A 17,048-nucleotide genomic window follows, 5' to 3' on the forward strand; every position below is an offset into this window, starting at 1 on the left:
AAAAAAACTGCCACAACCGTGAGGGTCATGGCAGCTTTGGCAATTAATTTTCTTTTTCTTCTAATTTTGTTACGCCAGATCAAAACGATCTAGGTTCATAACCTTGGTCCATGCTGCCACAAAATCCTTTACAAATTTTGCTTCTGACCCAGCCTCAGCATATACTTCCGAGAGGGCGCGCAAGATGGAGTTGGAACCAAATACCAGGTCAACCCGTGTACCAGACCATTTAAAATCGCCTGTTTTGCGATCAACTCCTTCATAAAGTGATTTCTCCTCATTGGCAGCCTTCCATTCAGTAGACATATCGAGTAAGTTCACAAAGAAGTCGTTGCTCAACACCCCGATCTTATCGGTGAACACCCCATGCCTTGAACCATCAAAGTTGGCACCTAGTACCCGTAAACCACCAACAAGAGCAGTCATCTCGGGAGTAGTAAGCGTTAATAGTTGTGCTTTATCCACCAACAAATGCTCTGCGGGAACTTTTACGCCTTTCACCACATAATTCCTGAATCCATCATAAGGCGTGTTCAAATAATCGACAGAATCAACCTCCGTTTGCTCTTGGGTCGCATCATTACGTCCAGGGGCAAATGGAACTTCAGTTGGAACCCCTGCATCACTGGCTGCTTTTTCAACAGCGGCACTACCCGCCAAAACAATCATATCGGCCAAGGAGATTTTCTTACCTCCACCGGCATTGCTATTGAACTCATCTTTAATCCCTTCAAGAACAGTTATGGTTTTATCGGTTCCTTTGTTCACTTCCCAACTTTTCATGGGCTCCAGATTGATTCGGGCGCCGTTGGCACCACCACGCTTATCCCCACCTCGGAAAGTAGCGGCAGATGACCAAGCGGTATACACCAAATCTGAAACGGAAACACCGGAATCCAATACTTTTGCTTTTAAGGCTTTTACGTCCGAAGCATCCACCAACGTATAATCCACTGCCGGAATGGGATCTTGCCAGATCAATTCTTCTTTTGGCACTTCTGGCCCAAGATATCTGGAAACAGGTCCCATATCACGGTGAGTCAACTTAAACCAAGCACGAGCATAGGCATCAGCAAAAGCTGCTGGGTCCTCATAGAATTTACGTGAAATTTTTTCGTAGGCAGGATCAAAACGCAATGAAAGATCTGTCGTCAACATCGTTGGTTTTCGGTTAGGCCCACCAAAAGGATCTGGGATAATGGCCTCAGCGTTTGAAGCCACCCATTGGTGTGCTCCCGCTGGAGACTTGGTCAATTCCCACTCATATTCAAACAAGAACTTAAAGAAATCGTTGCTCCATTGTACCGGGGTTGATGTCCAAATCACTTCCAATCCAGAAGTAAAGGCATCTGAACCTTTTCCCGTACCATTTTTATTTTCCCATCCAAAGCCCTGCAATGCCAAATCTGCTGCTTCCGGATCAGCATCCATCATTACTTTTTCGCCAACTCCATTACCGTGGGTTTTTCCGATGGTGTGTCCTCCCGCAATCAATGCTACGGTTTCTTCATCGTCCATGGCCATACGCTCAAAAGTTTCGCGAATGTCATGTGCCGCCGCCACAGGATCGGGATTACCGTCCGGGCCTTCAGGGTTTACGTAAATCAATCCCATTTGCACGGCTGCCAATGGATTTTCGATTTCACGCTCTTCCTTATTATGTTGGTAGCGGCTGTTTGGTGTGTCACTCGTGGCCAACCATTCAGTTTCGTTACCCCAATATACATCTTGATCCGGTTCCCATACATCTTCACGACCTCCAGCAAAGCCAAAGGTTTTGAACCCTGCCGACTCCAAGGCAACGTTTCCGGCCAAAATCATAAGGTCTGCCCAAGATATTTTCTGACCGTATTTTTGTTTGATGGGCCATAACAAGCGACGGGCTTTGTCCAAACTTACGTTGTCAGGCCAAGAATTTAAAGGTGCAAAACGTTGCTGACCACGTCCACCGCCTCCACGGCCATCTTTAACACGATACGTTCCTGCACTGTGCCATGCCATACGGATGAACAGTCCGGCATAACTACCAAAATCCGCAGGCCACCAATCCTGTGAATCCGTCATTACATCCAAAAGATCCTTCTTCAGTGCTGAATAATCCAGTTTTTTAAATTCTTCGGCGTAGTTGAAATCTTCTCCTAGCGGATTTGATTTTTCCGAATGTTGGCTCAAAAGTTCCAACTTAAGTCGGTTGGGCCACCAATCTTCATTTTGTGTACCCCCACCGGCCACTTCACTCAAAAAAGGGCACTGACTTGCATCTGCCCCGTTTGCCATTTCTTTACTCATGATAGTATGTTGTTTACGTTATTTTTATCCTTTATAAATTTACGAAAATGCCCTTCAATAGTATAGATAATTAATATTAAAATACTATTAAAACATAAACATTATCTATTTATAGCCATTCTGATCTTGCCCTCTGTTTTTACGGAAATAACCCCTTGATTTGGCATATCCACCCCCTTAAAGGGGCGTTACCATCCCTTATCTTTATAGTATGGCTTCTTACGGGCTTCATAGCCTCATGCCTTAAGAACATTATAACTATAATTTAAACCCTATAGATTATGAAAAAGTTGATTCTACCTTTTGCGGCATTGATCCTTTTCAGTTTTGCTGCGGATTCCGAAAAACTTACCGAACAAGATCGTGAGTTCATGCTTAAGCATCTCACCGAAACCCGTGACCACATGACCAAAGTTTTGGATGGACTCACCAAGAAACAGCTCAACTTTAAACCCAGCGAAAATAGTTGGTCCATCGCCGAATGTGTGGAGCATCTGGCCGTGGTGGAAAGTGTTTTTGGAGGGATGGCCCATAAAATGGTAGCGGCAGATTCCAATCCCGCCTTAAAGGATTCCTTGGTCTTCAAGGATGAGCAGATCATGACCGTTGTAACGGACCGAAGCAACAAGGTAAAGACATCCCAGCCGTTTGAACCCAGTGGCCAATTTGACTCCCTTGAGAATGCGCTACAAGCCTTTTTGGACAAACGAAGTGAGTTGATCGAATATGTGAAGACCACGGACGACGACCTAAGAAACTCCTTTAATAAAGATCTGCCATTTGGTGTTGTTGATGGCGTACAGTTTTTGGTCTTTGCCGCCGGACACACCGAACGCCATGTGCTACAAATGGAAGAGGTCATGCAGCATGCTGACTTTCCAGAATAGTATCCTATTATAGGTTTTCCTTAACATTAATTGGCAAACCCTTTCCAAAATGGAGGGGGTTTGTTTTTTAACTTTGGGGAAACACTATAAAATGTACCTATGAAAACTTTAAAATCAATTGCACTGGTTGCCTTTCTGATTGTTGGCACCAGTGTGTTCGCGCAAAATAAAAAGGATGAAAAAATCATGGCCGATGCCCAAAAGGCCAAACAAACCCTCGTTGACACAGATTCCGGTCTTAATGGTTTCTTCAACCATTCTGCTGGATACGTGATCTTTCCCAATGTGGGAAAAGGCGGCTTTATTATTGGTGGGGCATCCGGTAACGGGGTGGTCTATGAAAATGGCGATGCCGTGGGCATGGCCGATCTTAAAAAATTGAACATTGGCCTACAGGCAGGTGGACAAGCCATCATCGAAGTCATCTTTTTTGAGACCGAAACGGATTTGGCCCGTTTTAAGGAAGGAAAGTTCCAGTTTGCCGCCGAAACCTCAGCGGTTGCCTTGAAATCGGGAATCGCCTTTAATGCCAAATATAAAGATGGTGTGGCCGTATTTGCCCTCCCCAAGGCCGGTTTAATGGCCGATGCCTCGGTAGGAGGACAGAAGTTTGGTTATAAGCCCTTTTAAAAAGCAACGCCCCTTTAAAGGGGCGTTTTTATTTTACGTCTTAAAACTGATACCGAACCCCCAGTCCCAGATCAAAATCGAAGCCATCCCCATAGGCATCTTCTTCGCCAAAACCAATTTCCGGTCTTACGTCCAACGATAGAATTAGAGGAATCTTAAAATCATATTCCAGGCCCAGGTTCCCTGCCAACAGGCCAAACGAGGCAGAACCTCCACCATCATAGTCCACATTGCCCAAGCCTCCTCCTGCACCAACGTACCAGTGAAAGGATTCATCCAAAGGCATTACCCATTGAAAAAGACCGACCACCTTGAACGCGTCGTACACATCTTTTTCTCCTCGGATTCCAAGGTCCAACTCAAGCCTATTGTTTTCAAAAAGGGCCCGTTGATAACTGATTTCCGCCCCAAAGGAATCAAAGCCATCATCATCGCCAATCCGCACCCCAAGGGCATTTTTGGCGATGCGCTGTGCCTCACAGTGCACTCCAAGGGCAAATACTAATAACAAGGTCAGTACCAGTGTTCTCATAGTTATAGTTTTTAAGGTTGTTGTTCAATTTACAATTTTTTGGGACAATCTTAAAAACCAATTACCTGACAACCATTTGTTTAATTGGGCTCAAAAGGCATTAACTCTGGTTGGTTTGGGTATTGTGCCTTCAGGTTTTTGATCATTTTATTCCTTATGTTCTTTCGTTTAAAAGAGGAAAGAAACAAGGGCAGGGAAACACTCACATCAAAGGTTCCCAAAGCTATTAAGCTTCCTCCAACAATAACTTGCCCTGTGTTTTCACATACATGGCTATCATCACAAGGATAGTCTTTGGCGACTACCAAAGCACCGCAGGTAATGAGCAATGCTCCCAACCCCGCAAAAGAACCTCCCATGACCAGATTGTTCTTTCGTTTACGGTCCATATCCAAGATTTTCCACAACTGCCGTTCATTGGCCTCACTTTGTGCCATAAGGTAGGCGTAGTTTAAGCCCAAATGATCCAACCGTTGTTGTTGCTTGGGAGAAAAGTCTTGGGCATTAAGGCATAGGGAACACCATAGGGCCATGGAGCAATAGAGTATATTTTTCATGGTATTGTTATTACGGATTAATTACCAATATCTTCGTTGGTTATGGTATAGGTATACTCTGTATGGTGCTTGGTTTCCTTTATGGACCAATATTTATCTATATTGTAAATATTCCTTCCTGGAGTTTCCTGTTTATAGACTTTTAGAATATTATTAGAAGCATCCCGGACATAAATAGAATCATAAACTCGTAAGTATAACAAAGGTGCTCCTCCCATATCACAACCCGTCTCCCCAAACTGCACTCCTTTACCTTCGTTAATCATTAGCTTTTGTAAAGATTCCCCAACAAAAGTTAACTCTATGTTCATCTCAAGTTTATTTTCAATAAAATAACTTGAACATTGTTCTGTATCACAAGCATATAATACAAGTGCAGATATAATGATAATTGTTTTCCTCATTCTTTTTCTTTTTAATTCCAGTAATACGCTGTAAACAAATCGACTAAGTCTTTTGAATCCATATTATTGTTCTCCTTCAAAAGTCGATTCCTAAATTTTTGTGGCGAATCTATATCAGAATCCAATGCCTCGAAAACATCCTTCAACCCATAACCAGAAACTTTATCAAAGCAACCTTCACGAATTTCATCCTTATTAGAATCAATGATATCCAATATCAGTCCTCCTGGAATCCAACCTGTCCAACCTATATTATGCCTATTACCATAACTATCACTATATCTTGATTTACCAACCCTATTTGGTTTTAATCTGGGGTCAAAATTTTCAAATGCTGAAGTGGTAAGAACCCTATTATTGGCTCCAAATTCCTTTATTATTAAATAATAGCCCATATGATACCCCCAAGCTTCTCCAAGGGCAACCATTTCGCTGTTTTTTCCATGCCCATCACCATAAACTCCATAGGTGATGATATAATTGATATATTTAATCCAATATCTACTGCCTACCGTATTGAAATGGGATGCATGCGCCAGTTCATGAAACGTTGTTTCATAAACTTTATCGGTCCCTTGATTCGCATTGGAATTGATAACAATATCTGGAAGGACAAACTTGAAAAGCATCCATTTTTTATTGGCAGCCACCGATATCCCATTTGTTTTTGCCAAAAAGTTTGTCACTTTAGAATGGGTGGTAAATCCGGCCCATCCCCATGTTCTTTTTAGCATTGGGGCACCTCCACCATTTGATTTTTTGTTAGCCACAATTCGTAAATCTGTTGGAGGTTGGCCAATTCCCAATGATGAACAATAATTAAAATACTTTATAACCGCATTGTTCACGGTGGCCCATCTCCAAGCCGTTGAATTGGTATAAAAATTGAAATCATAACCAAATCGGCTATGCTTACCTTCTCTATATCTTGCAGAGGTCATGCTTAAAACGGAATTCCAAACCTTAAAACCCTTGATATTCTTAAAGACCACGGTATAACGAACGTCCCTTCGGTAGCCCCGATTTACTTTGTAATAACCGTTGGAGTTGGTTCATCCCTTGGCCCATGTAAACCAACGCCTTGTCTTTACTTTTACCCCAACTACGGGATCCATCTTTTTGGTTACGGTATTGTAGACTTTCACATAGCCTTGCGGTGTCTTCTTGCTCTTTTCTTGGTAGGAGTTCGCAGATTCTTCATAATTACCGGTCAACCGAAGTGCTTCGTCCTCCAAATCGAACAGGAATTCCTTGGAGATTCCTGTCTTACCTGCAATCGTTGTGGTTTTGGAATCATCTTGTCCGTCTTCATCTGCATCGATATTTGAAGGTTCAACAAGAAACAAGTCCTCCACTTTTTCATAGGAAATCCCATTTGGGACTTTATAATCCTTTAGTACGGAAGCATACAACCACTGTGCTTCTAGAATTTCTGTGTTCTCGTCCACATAATAATCACCTTCCTCCTTTATCTCCACATCCAGCGGGATTTCTGAAAGATTAAGGGAATCTGCCAATAGCAACTGCTTTTGTTCATCATTTTCCACCCAAAATTTCACATAATAGTCCGTAGTAGTAATTTCAGAGGAATCCTTCAAAGTTTGGGAGCCATAGTTCTTTTGACTTTCCCCCTGCTTTTTAAGCAGATTCGCATAAGCCTTCCTCATATTCTTTACGGAATAGGGGTTTTCCAGTTTTTTGCCCAGCTTGATCATCCTAAGCGTGTCAGGTTGCTCCTTGGCAATGGGTTGGGAATCATTGGTCTGTACAACTTCCTTTTCACAGGAAGCCAATACAAGCAACAAAATGGCCATTTTAACAATAGCCCAATACATTTTTCTTTGGTCCATAATAAGAAGATTTAAATGGTATTGGGGCATGCGGCTCTATCTTGGATAAGGTACTATAATGAGACATGCACGTAGACGCCCAATTGATGGGTGACCCATTTGGATTGGTGGATACCCCTTCTCAATTGATGTGTGGAAAATTCTGTGTGGAATTGTAGGTCAATCCCTTATTCCAGGCGTAAAGTCCTCTGGGGCGTTTTGGGGCATTTGGGTGGTACCTGACTCTCCGGTATCATTAAAAATGGTCCACTCACCAAAGGTGTAACTGGGGTTCCCTTCCAAAACATCTGGGTTACGCACTGCCCGGCCGTCCTCAAACTCGTGGTTGGTACCCGAGCCATCTTCCCCAATCACACCAAAAACATCTATGACCATTCCAAAAGGATCCACCAGCTCCAGATTATCGTCCCCATTGGAATCTGCCGGACTATTGGTGGAAACCGCTAGGTCGGGAGCAAAACCATAGACCAATTCAAACTCCGCGGCATTTGGCGAAATGACCAAGGTACTTTCCGCATCAATGACCAGCCCTGACAAGTCGATACTGGAACTGATTTCCGTATTCTCATTGGTGTATCGGCGTAAGGTCCACAGATTTAAATCCAAGGGTTCCGATGCAGAATTATAGAGTTCCACAAAGCGTGCTCCGGAATTGTTGTCCGGATCTGCCAGTTCTGAAATGAAAATTTGGGTCGAGGTAAATTCCGTAATAATCTCCGGACAGCGTTCTTGGGTAAAATCAATATCCTCCAAATCCCGGATAATCAACTGCAACTGTTTTCCATCTTTTACAAGAATCCCCGTAATGGAGCCATTGTCTTCAGGGAGGATTTCTGCCTGAAAATCGGCATACCCGCTATTGAGCAATGCCATTTCATTTTCGGCACAATCGGTCAGCGTGCGTATGGTTTCTTCTTCGGCAAGCGCAAAGGACAGTCCCAGTTCTTCTTCCACAAACTCTACATCCTTGAATTCCACCAAAGTGTTCAGGGGAGTATTTTCAATCTCAGGAAGGGCAACTTGTAGGGGTTGTACAGTACCTCCATCACAGGACAGAAAAATATGTTCCCTGACCTGCAAACTTGGCAATCTCCCCACCGAAACATTTCCGAAGGAAGTGAAAGTGCCTCCCAATTTAAGGGTCTCACCACTTTTACCGAGATACAGGCCTTTCAACTTTACCAAAATTTTGCTTCCCGCACTATAAAACAGATGGGATTCCCTAAAATCCATCTCTATTTGAAGTCCTTGGGTCGGGTTTTCCATCTTGTCCTGTATGTAGAGTACTCCAAAAAAGTTCCCGGCCCTATCCGAAGAAATGACATAGCCCTCCAAGACCAGATCTTGGTGGATTTGTGTAGCCCCATCGCCCAATAATTCCTCCAAATCAGCAAAGCTGATGTTCGCTTTCAGTTCTGTAGTGCAAGCGGTTTGCGGTTCACTAAAATTGACATTCTTGACACAGGCCACCATCAATATCAATAGGAACAACCCATTTATTTTGTTCGAATTTTTCATGTTTTTTGATTTAGAAGCTTATGGCGAGATTCAAGAAATAGGTCCTGCCGTAGCTGTACCAATATTTGGGTCCAAAGGATGGGGTGCCACTGAGGTTGTCTTGCTGCATCTGTCCGAAATTGCCATTTCGGCTTTGTTCGTATCCCCCTGTTCTAAAAACACCATCAAAAAGATTACTGACACTGGCGAACAGACTGATGTATTTTTTGTTGACCAACCAAGATTTTCCTCCTATGAGATTTAGGAAGTAGATATCTTCCAGTTTTTGTTGATCTAAAAGTTTGGCCACATTTTCATCGGTAGCATCGGGAAAACGTTCCCCAGTTTCCGGGTCCAGCAAAAAACTGGAGGTACGGGCAATGGTCGAAATATTGATATAGTTATCGGTAAGGCAATTGGCCGTGGCACCAAACCACCAATATTTTGGATTGCGGTACTCCACACCCAAGGCAAAGGCTCTTTGCGGTCCTTGGGCCAGTTTTAAGTCCTTTACCTTAGTAATCCCCAGGTCTATGTTCCCTTCTGGGGCAATAAGATCCTCTTCGGTCCCTGCCGTGTCAAAATTAATCTGTACGGAAGGGTCACTGGCATAAACATAATGTCCCCAATTCCCAACCGCAGATACTTTTACGCTGGACGATGCCTCATACTCCAATCCAAATTCCAAGCCTTTGTGCAACCTGTCCAGCCCCGTAACGACCTCTTGGACAAAATCCGAACCGAGGCCAGAATCGACAAAAAAGAAATTGATGTCCGTAGTATTCATAACCCGGGTGTAAAAGGCACTTAAGCGACCAATCAGGGAGGGTAACCGCATGAAATAGTTTACATCTATCGTGGCAATGGTCTCTTTTTGGATTTCAGGGACCACCTCATTGTTTTCCCGTGGGTTTATGAAAATATTCTGAAGTACAGGGGACCGGTCCAGTTTTGCAGCGTTTGCCGTGAACCAATGCCGCCCTGTAAGAAAATAGGTGAGCCCCCCTTTATATCCCACGTTGGAAAAACCCACTTTTTCGCTCTTTCCAAACGAGTTTTCCATAAAGCGTTCATTGGTGAACAATCCGTTCCTCTGCGCACTAAAGTTGGACAATGATATCGAAGCAAAACCGCTCCATTTCCCAAAGGTGGTGGAAAGCTGTCCAAAGGCTTCAAATTGGGAGGCATTCAATAGGTAATGGTAATTGAACTTTTCTCCTGTGGTTTTTTGCAGTTTTCCATGGGCATCATTCAAGGTATTGGAAAAGGAATCCTCGTCCTCGTGAAAATCGGCTCCCAATACGTCGAAGATTTTGGCAAAGTTCTCCGAAGACAGCGTCTTAAAATTACCCCCAAAACCTAACCTTACATTTTCATGGAGACGATACTCCAAACTGCTTGCCACTGTTGTGTAGTTATCCTCAGCAACATCATTGTAAAGCATATAAGCGGCCTTCCCCCCTTCATTGGGATTCAAATTGGCGGCGTAAAGTTGTTCCCATGAAAGTTGCGGGTTCTTCAAAAAGGCTTCACGGGCCAAATCGGCATTTATAAAATCGGCACCAATGGAACTGTTGATAAAATAACTGGGCAGATACCGATAGTAGGTAGGGTCCGGGTTTGGTGCATTATAATACCCCAAACGACTTCTGGTGTTGGTCCCAAATTGATGGGCTACGCCCACACTCCAGTTGAATTTGTCCAGTTGTAGCCCATAATTCAACATAACAATGGGCTCAAAGATTTCCCGCTCCCTGGAATTTCTCATTTCTCCATCTTGGATTCCCCAATAAGGATTGTACTGGTTTCCCATGAGGTCAAATACCTCTTCGGTCAAGGCTGCCGATCGTCCTCTCCGGTTACGGGCCAAAATAGCAGTAAGTGCAAAACTATTTTTGGTGTTGGGTTGATACTCCAAAGCACCAAAAAAAGAATAGGCATCGTACAAGGTGCCTTCCACATATCCTTCATGGGCCCATCTGCGGGAAGATGAAACGGTATAGGCCCATCCTTTTTTGGACAGTCCCGAACTGTAGGTCCCCATAACCCTTCCTCGGTAGGTTCGGTTGGACACTGAACTGGACAAACGAATACCGGGCCGCATACCCGAAGGACGCACATTGATTTGGGTATTCCCCAAAATTCCCCCAAAGGTGTAGGGATTCATCTCCAGTCCGTTGGTATACTCCTGATTGCGCTGCACATCATTGAGTCCACCCCAGTTAATTATATGAATTACGTAACTTTGTAAAATGTTAGCTATTTACGTCAGAAAATCTAGAGACAGGAAAAAAGAGAAAAGTTTAAAGGAACAGAAGCTACTAGGTCAAGAATTTGCAATAGAGAATAACTTGGAATTCAAGATTTTTGATGAGGGAATTGTTAGTGGACAAAAAGGACAAGAAGAAAGGCCGAAGTTTGCACAACTAATAGACGCCATAAAACACAATAAAATAAGTGGTGTCTATATATGGGATAGTTCCAGACTTGCAAGAAATGAAATTTCATGGCATATTTTTGCCAATCTATTAAGAGATACTGGAACAATCTTGTATGACAATGGGGTTGCTGCTGACTTTAGCAATGAGAACACCTATTTATTTTATACTATTAAAGCGGGTATGGATGCTCACTTTGCCCGTGTGACTGCGAAAAAAATTAAGACTGTATTAAGGAGAAACGCAATTGATAAAATTCCCCATGGTCTTCTGCCCTACGGTTATACTACTGACATAAATGGTAAATGGAAAATTAATGACGAAGAGGCTAAGACTGTCAAATTAATATTTGATTTGTATGAAAAAGGATACGGCTACATAAGAATTGCGCATTACCTAAACGAAATGGGTATTGATACCCGTTATACCATAGAATGGACTCCTGCCACTATTAGATATATGATTTATAATAAAACTTATTCTGGAAGTGCTAAGTTCTCTGACATAACTATCGATGTACCACCAATCATTGAGGCGCATCGACATCAAAAACTCATTGATGGAATCAGTAACAGATATAAAAAACCAGGAGCAAAAGCAAAGAAGTATATCCTTAACGAAGTTATGTATTGTGGTAAATGTGGGACTAGGTACACAATATCTCAACGAAAACGAAACGCATATTACAGATGCTTAAGTGAAGTTAATCGTGGTGTGGAAAAGTGCTACAGTAAAGCACTAAGGGCATGGGCTATAGATAAACTTGTTTTTGAAAATATTTTGTTTGGCAAAGAATTATACGAACACGCCAAAAAGGCATATTTAGAAGGGGGCAATGAAACTGAGAAGAATAAACTGAAAAAAAGATTGTCTTATCACCATGAAAAACTTGAAAAATTAAAGTCTCAGCTTGCTAGAAATTATAAAGCTTATGTCAGGACAGGAGGTGATTTTGATTTGTATTTATTAGAAAAGAAACGAATTGACAAGGAAATCCTAGAAACTGATGACACCATTAATGTAATAATGAAGAGTCTGGAACAGATAAAAAATTCGGATAGAATCCTTGAAGAATTAAATATTGATTTGAATCAGTTACCAAAGCAAAAAAATAAACAGATAATAAAAGAAGTGCTTAAAAAGAGGCAGTTTGAAAAGAATATTATGAAGATAAATCAAACAATCTCTTATGACGAAAAAGTAGCTTTAGTGGAAAAATACATCAAGAGATTGAATGTTAATTATCAAAATAAACCAATACATATATCCATTGAGTTTAACATTCCTGTTCCAACAATAGAAATATTAGTTGAATCGAGATATTACGCTGCTAAAAATTTGACAAACAATAACTATTATTTTTTAAGAGATTTTGGTAAGCGACCAGACATTATACATGCAAGAATGCAAGATGAATTCGCCAATTACCCCCCTAATTAGTCCTAAGTATCTTATTGATTATTTCACTCTTCTTATAATAAACTCGATTACCCAAACCATAACCTTTTATAATTCTTCTTTTTGTCCAGTGATGGAGTGTTGTTAGTGATATTCTCAAAAAGTTAGCTGCTTCTTTTCTGGTCATTAACTCAACTGGCTCTTTTGGTTGAAGGTTTTTCTTTAAAGAGGATATTTCTTTTTGTAATAAATCTATTTTTTCAATAATTTCTTCTGTTGCACTGGGAAGGTCTTCAAACTTTAATCTTTTCATTGTTAGAAATATGGATTTTTTTACATCCTAAAAAATAAAAAAGAATCAGATTTTAATGTAAGATTTTTCATATTTTCACAAACCTCCCCCTAGTTACATATTGAACCAACACCTAACCAAACATTTTTGTATGAAATTAGAACACATAGTGCTACATCAAATTGTCAAGGAGCAAAAAGGAAAACCATCACTTAAAACTTCAAATTCACTATTACCCGTTAACAATGACACGGAAGAATTTGTTGAGAAAATAATAAAGAGTTATTCTGCAAAGAACCCCACTTATGGGGTGTTTGAGGAGGATAAAATTTTATACCCTTTTCAAACTTATGTTGAAGAGTATATAGAAAACAAAGATTTCTTGGATTTCTCACTCCGTTCTATGGAAATATTGAAAAAAGAAATTGATTTACCGACCACAACAGGAGGTTATGTAGTATTTATACACTATACCGAAAACAGCAAAGATTTTTTGATTACAATAATGCTCGATAATTCAACTAGTTTTTCTGTAAATGATGTAAACCTTACAATAAGAAAACTACGAAGCCTAGATATTGACCGCCTTGCCCGTGCAAATAGAATAAATTTTGAAAAATGGAAAAACAAGGCTCCTCAGTACTTATCATTTATCAAAGGAACTAGGGGAATTTCAATATACTTTCAAAAATTTATTGGCAGTACAGATATGACTTCTTCTAGGGAGAATTCAGATAAATTAAAGGTAGCTATGGCTAGTTATATGAGTTTGAATAGTTATACTACATCAAAAAAAAGAGATGTATTTCATAAAGTTGGCAATTACTCTTTGAAGAAGTTTGAAGCAGATGAAGATATTGAATTGAAAGCTATATCTGCTTTAATGGATGAGCAAAATCCAGAAGATTTCCTTGAATGGGTCACAAATAACAATGAAATTGAAGTTAGTGGGTCGTTTAGAGTTACTCAAAAAAGCCATTTGAAATTTCTAAACAAAGAGATAATAAAAGAAAAGGGGTATTTGCTAGAATTTGATAGAGGATTGATTGGCTCGAAGATTAGAAAGAATGGAAGCACTATTGTAATTAGAGATGTACCTGCCGAATTACTTCGAAATCTTTGATAATGAGTTTAAAGCATTTTGTAAAAATTCGACAAGACCTAATTGAAGATAATTTCGATGGTCTTAACATTAAAGGCAACATCAAGAATTTAACCACAGAACAAGCTGATAGCTTAAAATTAGTCGAAGATTGTGTGCTTGAAATCAAAGACAGTAACGGGAATGTTTTTTCTATTGAAAACCTTAATGAAATTATAGGCAACAATATAACCCTAGAATTGGCTAGTGACCAAATACCCAATTACTTCGAAAGCTTTGAAAATTTGATTAATAAACACCCTTATAGTTTTGACTTAGAAGAGTTTTACGTTCATGAAGAAAAAATAAATCAGGATTCAGGGCTTTCTGGTATAATGAAAGCTTACAGAAACTGTTTGAGTTTTATTTTATTCTTATCAGAGATTGCAGATAATAAGAATTCCTCTGGTGCCGATTTGGAGCTATATTTCCACAAAATAGGCAAGAGCTTAATTTTACCAATTACTTATACTGTAGAAGATTTAAAAAAATCAAAACTAGGAGACATAGAAGGGTTTTTAGAAAAATTCAATGAAAAATTGCATGCGGAAGATAAAAAGAGGCTTTTTATAAATGATTTAGTTGATTTTTTTTCAGAAAGAGAAAAGGCATTTTCTATACTGATAGTCAAGTTTAGAGTGGTTAAAGAAAATTATTTGCATAGTTTTGATGCCTACTTAGAAGGGTTCTCATTTGAGAAAATCAAAACGTCATCATTAATTTACTTCCAAGAGATTTCAGATAAAATTCATGAAACAATTAGAAAAGTTTCCAGCTATTTATTTGCCATTCCAATAGCATTCCTTTTCCTAGCCAGTAGATTAGATTTTGAAAATCCATCACTTACTAAAAATTTAAGTCTTCTAATCTTAGGTTACTTATTTTTCATTCTAATTTGGAAAATTTTCTTCAAAAATATCAAGGAGTCCCTTGACTCGGTGTACAAAGAAATTATTCGATTTCAGAAAAAAATTGAAAATGTTAGTGATTTAAGTGAAATAAAAGATGAAATTGAGAATGAGATTAAAGGGGATTTACTTCAAAGTCAGTATAAGAAACTATGCTTGTTGAAAGGAATAACGGTTTCAATTGTTGTCGTTTTGACGATGGTTGTCGTTTTAGTCCATTGGGAATTATTTGCTAGGATTTTAACACACTTTATTCAGACAACTTTTCATGTAGCATTTTCGGCTCTTGGATATTTTAAACAGCTAGTCTCATAGAATTCCAAATAAATTTTGGGTCGACAAATTTAGGCCATGACCTAAACATCATACGCTTTCCCACAATTCAACTAAATATCTTCATGGTGATTTTAACATGCTAATAATACCCCCCTAAATTCATCAGCTATTCTATCCTTTTAATCTTCAATTTAAAAATGTTCATTAATATAATAAATGAACATTATCAATATATATAAACCATAAAAGAGTACAATTTATCCAATATGTTCATTTATATATTGTTTTTAATTTAAATGAACATTATATTTGCAGTATTAAATTCAAAAATGAAAACATGACATTTGAATATTACAGTTGCAAAAATAAAAGAACCTATTACCCTAATATAAAAGATGGCACAATAAACACGCTTATAGAGATGCTAAAAGATAGGGGATTTAAGTTTTTTAAAACTGATTGTTGTAGCAATACAATCGCCATAGCAAATCGAAACTATAAAATAATCGGAGAATTTAGGAATTACAATGACTGGAAGCACTTATATAGAATTTGACAAGGCCACATCAACAGCAAAGAAACTTATCAGGTTGGGTGAAAGTCCAAACTTTGGTCTATTGGTAATCTGCGGCATCAATCTTGGGCTTAGGATTGATGATTTATTGAACCTAACCTTTGACCAACTCAAAAAGGATGAGTTCACCATTGTTGAGGGGAAAACCAAAAAACAGCGCACCCTTCAAGTAAACGACAACATCAAAGAGGCTTTGCAGTATTTTGTGGACAATCTGACCTACGACAAGGGAGGCCATCCATTTACCTCGCAGAAAGGCTCTGTGTATTCCGTACAGCATGTAAATAGGTTAATGAAGCAGCACTTTCCCACACCCAAGAACGTGTCCAGTCATTCCTTAAGGAAATCGTTTGGTAGAAGGGTCTGGGAGAACAATGGAAAATCGGATGAAGCTTTGCTTTATCTATCTGAAATATTCAGCCATTCAAGCCCTGCCATAACAAGAAAGTACCTTGGTATAAGGGCTGAGGAGATAAGGGATATATACTTGAACCTTTAAAATTAATATACCCATAGTTGGCTGTTGCTATTGAAACTCAACGCTCCCCACTTGATATTTCCCTTCTTATATTCACTGTATTCAGCATCAAATATATCAGCTAATGCCCTTGCTTCTTCAAATGTGTTGAACTCAACGTACTTACTTCCACGGTATTTGAGATAATGACCTTTTAAACCCCCTGCTTTATCCTTTTCTTCATCATAGCCTTTAGACCAATCTACCCATTGCCCCCGAAGATTACATCTTTCATCTTTCTTCAAAATCAATGTGTAGTTAAAGTAATCTGGGCTAAAATCAGACCAATCGTTTAGGCCGACATGTTTAGGTGGAATTACAATAAACTTGTTCATAATGGAGGTGAACTTGGTACTTTATCTCATTCTCAATTCGATTATCCTGTCAGGCTCCCTATAATTACCCATTTTAATAAACTTTGAACAAGAGCCAGTAGCTCCCCTAGTATCTGCCAACGTTACCGTATAGTTCAACTTTTCGACAAGCTTTCCTTCATAGAAGAACAGGGCTAGGAATTCATCTGAATTGAATCCAGTTCTACAATAGTGCCATTCCTCAACATTCTGTTTGAAGTCGCTCTTGGCAGGTGCGCCCATAATGTTTTCCACCTCTGCCTTGGTCATCCCTGAAGATAGTTTATAGGATACCTTCAGGTTCTGCTGCACTCCACAACAGACAAAACATAGACAGGCCAATAGGGTAATAGTTTGTTTCATAATTGGATTTTAGCTTTACCAAAGGGGTAATTCTTTTTATCGGGGGAGGTCATAAATATATGATAATTGGTCATAAATAACTACAGTAACCAACCACTGCATAGAACTTTTCCCACAATCTGTAAAATGGATTATCTTTCTG

17 protein-coding genes are annotated in these 17,048 nt (G+C 39.7%); 6 read left to right on the forward strand and 11 right to left on the reverse strand.

The annotated features are described in order from the left end of the window. Nucleotides 1–69: 69 nt before the first annotated feature. Nucleotides 70–2,289, reverse strand: a complete 2,220-nt coding sequence (gene katG / locus F8C76_RS11175; RefSeq protein WP_439108298.1) for a catalase/peroxidase HPI — start codon at nt 2,287–2,289, stop codon at nt 70–72. A 281-nt stretch (nt 2,290–2,570) separates the two neighbouring features. Here katG and F8C76_RS11180 point away from each other — a divergent pair, with 281 nt between their 5' ends. Further along, complete coding sequence (locus F8C76_RS11180) at nt 2,571–3,176, forward strand: DinB family protein (protein WP_152131792.1); 606 nt, start codon at nt 2,571–2,573, stop codon at nt 3,174–3,176. A 99-nt stretch (nt 3,177–3,275) separates the two neighbouring features. Next, entirely contained in the window at nt 3,276–3,806 is a 531-nt protein-coding gene (locus F8C76_RS11185; protein WP_129653683.1) for a lipid-binding SYLF domain-containing protein, read from the forward strand. A 40-nt stretch (nt 3,807–3,846) separates the two neighbouring features. On the opposite strand, the gene F8C76_RS11190 is transcribed toward F8C76_RS11185, so the two are convergent. The 7 genes from F8C76_RS11190 to F8C76_RS11220 all read right to left on the reverse strand — a co-directional run bounded on the left by F8C76_RS11190 (nt 3,847) and on the right by F8C76_RS11220 (nt 10,849). Further along, nucleotides 3,847–4,338: a hypothetical protein gene (locus F8C76_RS11190; protein WP_152131793.1), complete on the reverse strand. Its 492-nt coding sequence runs from the start codon at nt 4,336–4,338 to the stop codon at nt 3,847–3,849. 80 nt (nt 4,339–4,418) lie between these two features. Continuing rightward, entirely contained in the window at nt 4,419–4,895 is a 477-nt protein-coding gene (locus F8C76_RS11195; protein WP_152131794.1) for a hypothetical protein, read from the reverse strand. 17 nt (nt 4,896–4,912) lie between these two features. Then, on the reverse strand, nt 4,913–5,299 hold the full coding sequence (locus F8C76_RS11200) for a hypothetical protein (RefSeq protein WP_152131795.1): 387 nt from the start codon (nt 5,297–5,299) through the stop codon (nt 4,913–4,915). An 11-nt stretch (nt 5,300–5,310) separates the two neighbouring features. Next, nucleotides 5,311–6,147: a hypothetical protein gene (locus F8C76_RS11205; protein ID WP_152131796.1), complete on the reverse strand. Its 837-nt coding sequence runs from the start codon at nt 6,145–6,147 to the stop codon at nt 5,311–5,313. 204 nt (nt 6,148–6,351) lie between these two features. Then, nucleotides 6,352–7,149, reverse strand: a complete 798-nt coding sequence (locus F8C76_RS11210) for a hypothetical protein (RefSeq protein ID WP_152131797.1) — start codon at nt 7,147–7,149, stop codon at nt 6,352–6,354. Between the two features lie 159 nt (nt 7,150–7,308). Next, on the reverse strand, nt 7,309–8,667 hold the full coding sequence (locus F8C76_RS11215; protein WP_152131798.1) for a DUF5689 domain-containing protein: 1,359 nt from the start codon (nt 8,665–8,667) through the stop codon (nt 7,309–7,311). A gap of 10 nt (nt 8,668–8,677) precedes the next feature. Then, nucleotides 8,678–10,849 carry a TonB-dependent receptor gene (locus F8C76_RS11220; protein ID WP_211372152.1) on the reverse strand — a complete coding sequence of 724 codons (2,172 nt, stop codon included), beginning with the start codon at nt 10,847–10,849 and terminating at the stop codon, nt 8,678–8,680. 49 nt (nt 10,850–10,898) lie between these two features. Between F8C76_RS11220 and F8C76_RS11225 the strand changes: the two genes are divergently transcribed. Next, entirely contained in the window at nt 10,899–12,524 is a 1,626-nt protein-coding gene (locus F8C76_RS11225) for a recombinase family protein (RefSeq protein WP_152131799.1), read from the forward strand. On the opposite strand, the gene F8C76_RS11230 is transcribed toward F8C76_RS11225, so the two are convergent. Continuing rightward, a complete protein-coding gene (locus F8C76_RS11230; protein ID WP_152131800.1) occupies nt 12,517–12,795 on the reverse strand; it encodes a helix-turn-helix domain-containing protein in 279 nt (92 codons plus the stop codon). The genes F8C76_RS11225 and F8C76_RS11230 overlap by 8 nt on opposite strands. Before the next feature lie 130 nt (nt 12,796–12,925). On the opposite strand from F8C76_RS11230, the gene F8C76_RS11235 reads away from it, so the two are divergent. From F8C76_RS11235 to F8C76_RS11245, 3 genes are all read left to right on the forward strand, one after another. Then, nucleotides 12,926–13,897: a nucleoid-associated protein gene (locus tag F8C76_RS11235; RefSeq protein WP_152131801.1), complete on the forward strand. Its 972-nt coding sequence runs from the start codon at nt 12,926–12,928 to the stop codon at nt 13,895–13,897. Between the two features lie 2 nt (nt 13,898–13,899). Then, on the forward strand, nt 13,900–15,138 hold the full coding sequence (locus tag F8C76_RS11240) for a hypothetical protein (protein WP_152131802.1): 1,239 nt from the start codon (nt 13,900–13,902) through the stop codon (nt 15,136–15,138). 488 nt (nt 15,139–15,626) lie between these two features. Beyond that, nucleotides 15,627–16,172 (forward strand): tyrosine-type recombinase/integrase, encoded by a 546-nt coding sequence (locus F8C76_RS11245; protein WP_152131803.1) that lies wholly within the window; start codon nt 15,627–15,629, stop codon nt 16,170–16,172. Between the two features lie 2 nt (nt 16,173–16,174). On the opposite strand, the gene F8C76_RS11250 is transcribed toward F8C76_RS11245, so the two are convergent. Then, nucleotides 16,175–16,525, reverse strand: coding sequence for a hypothetical protein (locus tag F8C76_RS11250; RefSeq protein ID WP_152131804.1), 351 nt, complete (start codon nt 16,523–16,525; stop codon nt 16,175–16,177). A gap of 21 nt (nt 16,526–16,546) precedes the next feature. Continuing rightward, complete coding sequence (locus F8C76_RS11255) at nt 16,547–16,906, reverse strand: hypothetical protein (RefSeq protein ID WP_119641607.1); 360 nt, start codon at nt 16,904–16,906, stop codon at nt 16,547–16,549. Nucleotides 16,907–17,048 lie beyond the last annotated feature (142 nt).

This window comes from Flagellimonas olearia (assembly GCF_009184425.1).
Lineage (GTDB): Bacteria > Bacteroidota > Bacteroidia > Flavobacteriales > Flavobacteriaceae > Flagellimonas > Flagellimonas olearia.

Coding starts and splice junctions, on each gene's coding strand:
- F8C76_RS11180 (WP_152131792.1), top strand. CDS start 2,571: ATGAAAAAGTTGATTCTACCTTTTGCGGCATTGATCCTTTTCAGTTTT.
- F8C76_RS11190 (WP_152131793.1), bottom strand. CDS start 4,338: ATGAGAACACTGGTACTGACCTTGTTATTAGTATTTGCCCTTGGAGTG.
- F8C76_RS11200 (WP_152131795.1), bottom strand. CDS start 5,299: ATGAGGAAAACAATTATCATTATATCTGCACTTGTATTATATGCTTGT.
- F8C76_RS11210 (WP_152131797.1), bottom strand. CDS start 7,149: ATGGACCAAAGAAAAATGTATTGGGCTATTGTTAAAATGGCCATTTTG.
- F8C76_RS11235 (WP_152131801.1), top strand. CDS start 12,926: ATGAAATTAGAACACATAGTGCTACATCAAATTGTCAAGGAGCAAAAA.
- F8C76_RS11240 (WP_152131802.1), top strand. CDS start 13,900: ATGAGTTTAAAGCATTTTGTAAAAATTCGACAAGACCTAATTGAAGAT.
- F8C76_RS11250 (WP_152131804.1), bottom strand. CDS start 16,525: ATGAACAAGTTTATTGTAATTCCACCTAAACATGTCGGCCTAAACGAT.
- F8C76_RS11245 (WP_152131803.1), top strand. CDS start 15,627: ATGACTGGAAGCACTTATATAGAATTTGACAAGGCCACATCAACAGCA.
- F8C76_RS11195 (WP_152131794.1), bottom strand. CDS start 4,895: ATGAAAAATATACTCTATTGCTCCATGGCCCTATGGTGTTCCCTATGC.
- F8C76_RS11185 (WP_129653683.1), top strand. CDS start 3,276: ATGAAAACTTTAAAATCAATTGCACTGGTTGCCTTTCTGATTGTTGGC.
- F8C76_RS11215 (WP_152131798.1), bottom strand. CDS start 8,667: ATGAAAAATTCGAACAAAATAAATGGGTTGTTCCTATTGATATTGATG.
- katG (WP_439108298.1), bottom strand. CDS start 2,289: ATGAGTAAAGAAATGGCAAACGGGGCAGATGCAAGTCAGTGCCCTTTT.
- F8C76_RS11225 (WP_152131799.1), top strand. CDS start 10,899: ATGTTAGCTATTTACGTCAGAAAATCTAGAGACAGGAAAAAAGAGAAA.
- F8C76_RS11230 (WP_152131800.1), bottom strand. CDS start 12,795: ATGAAAAGATTAAAGTTTGAAGACCTTCCCAGTGCAACAGAAGAAATT.
- F8C76_RS11255 (WP_119641607.1), bottom strand. CDS start 16,906: ATGAAACAAACTATTACCCTATTGGCCTGTCTATGTTTTGTCTGTTGT.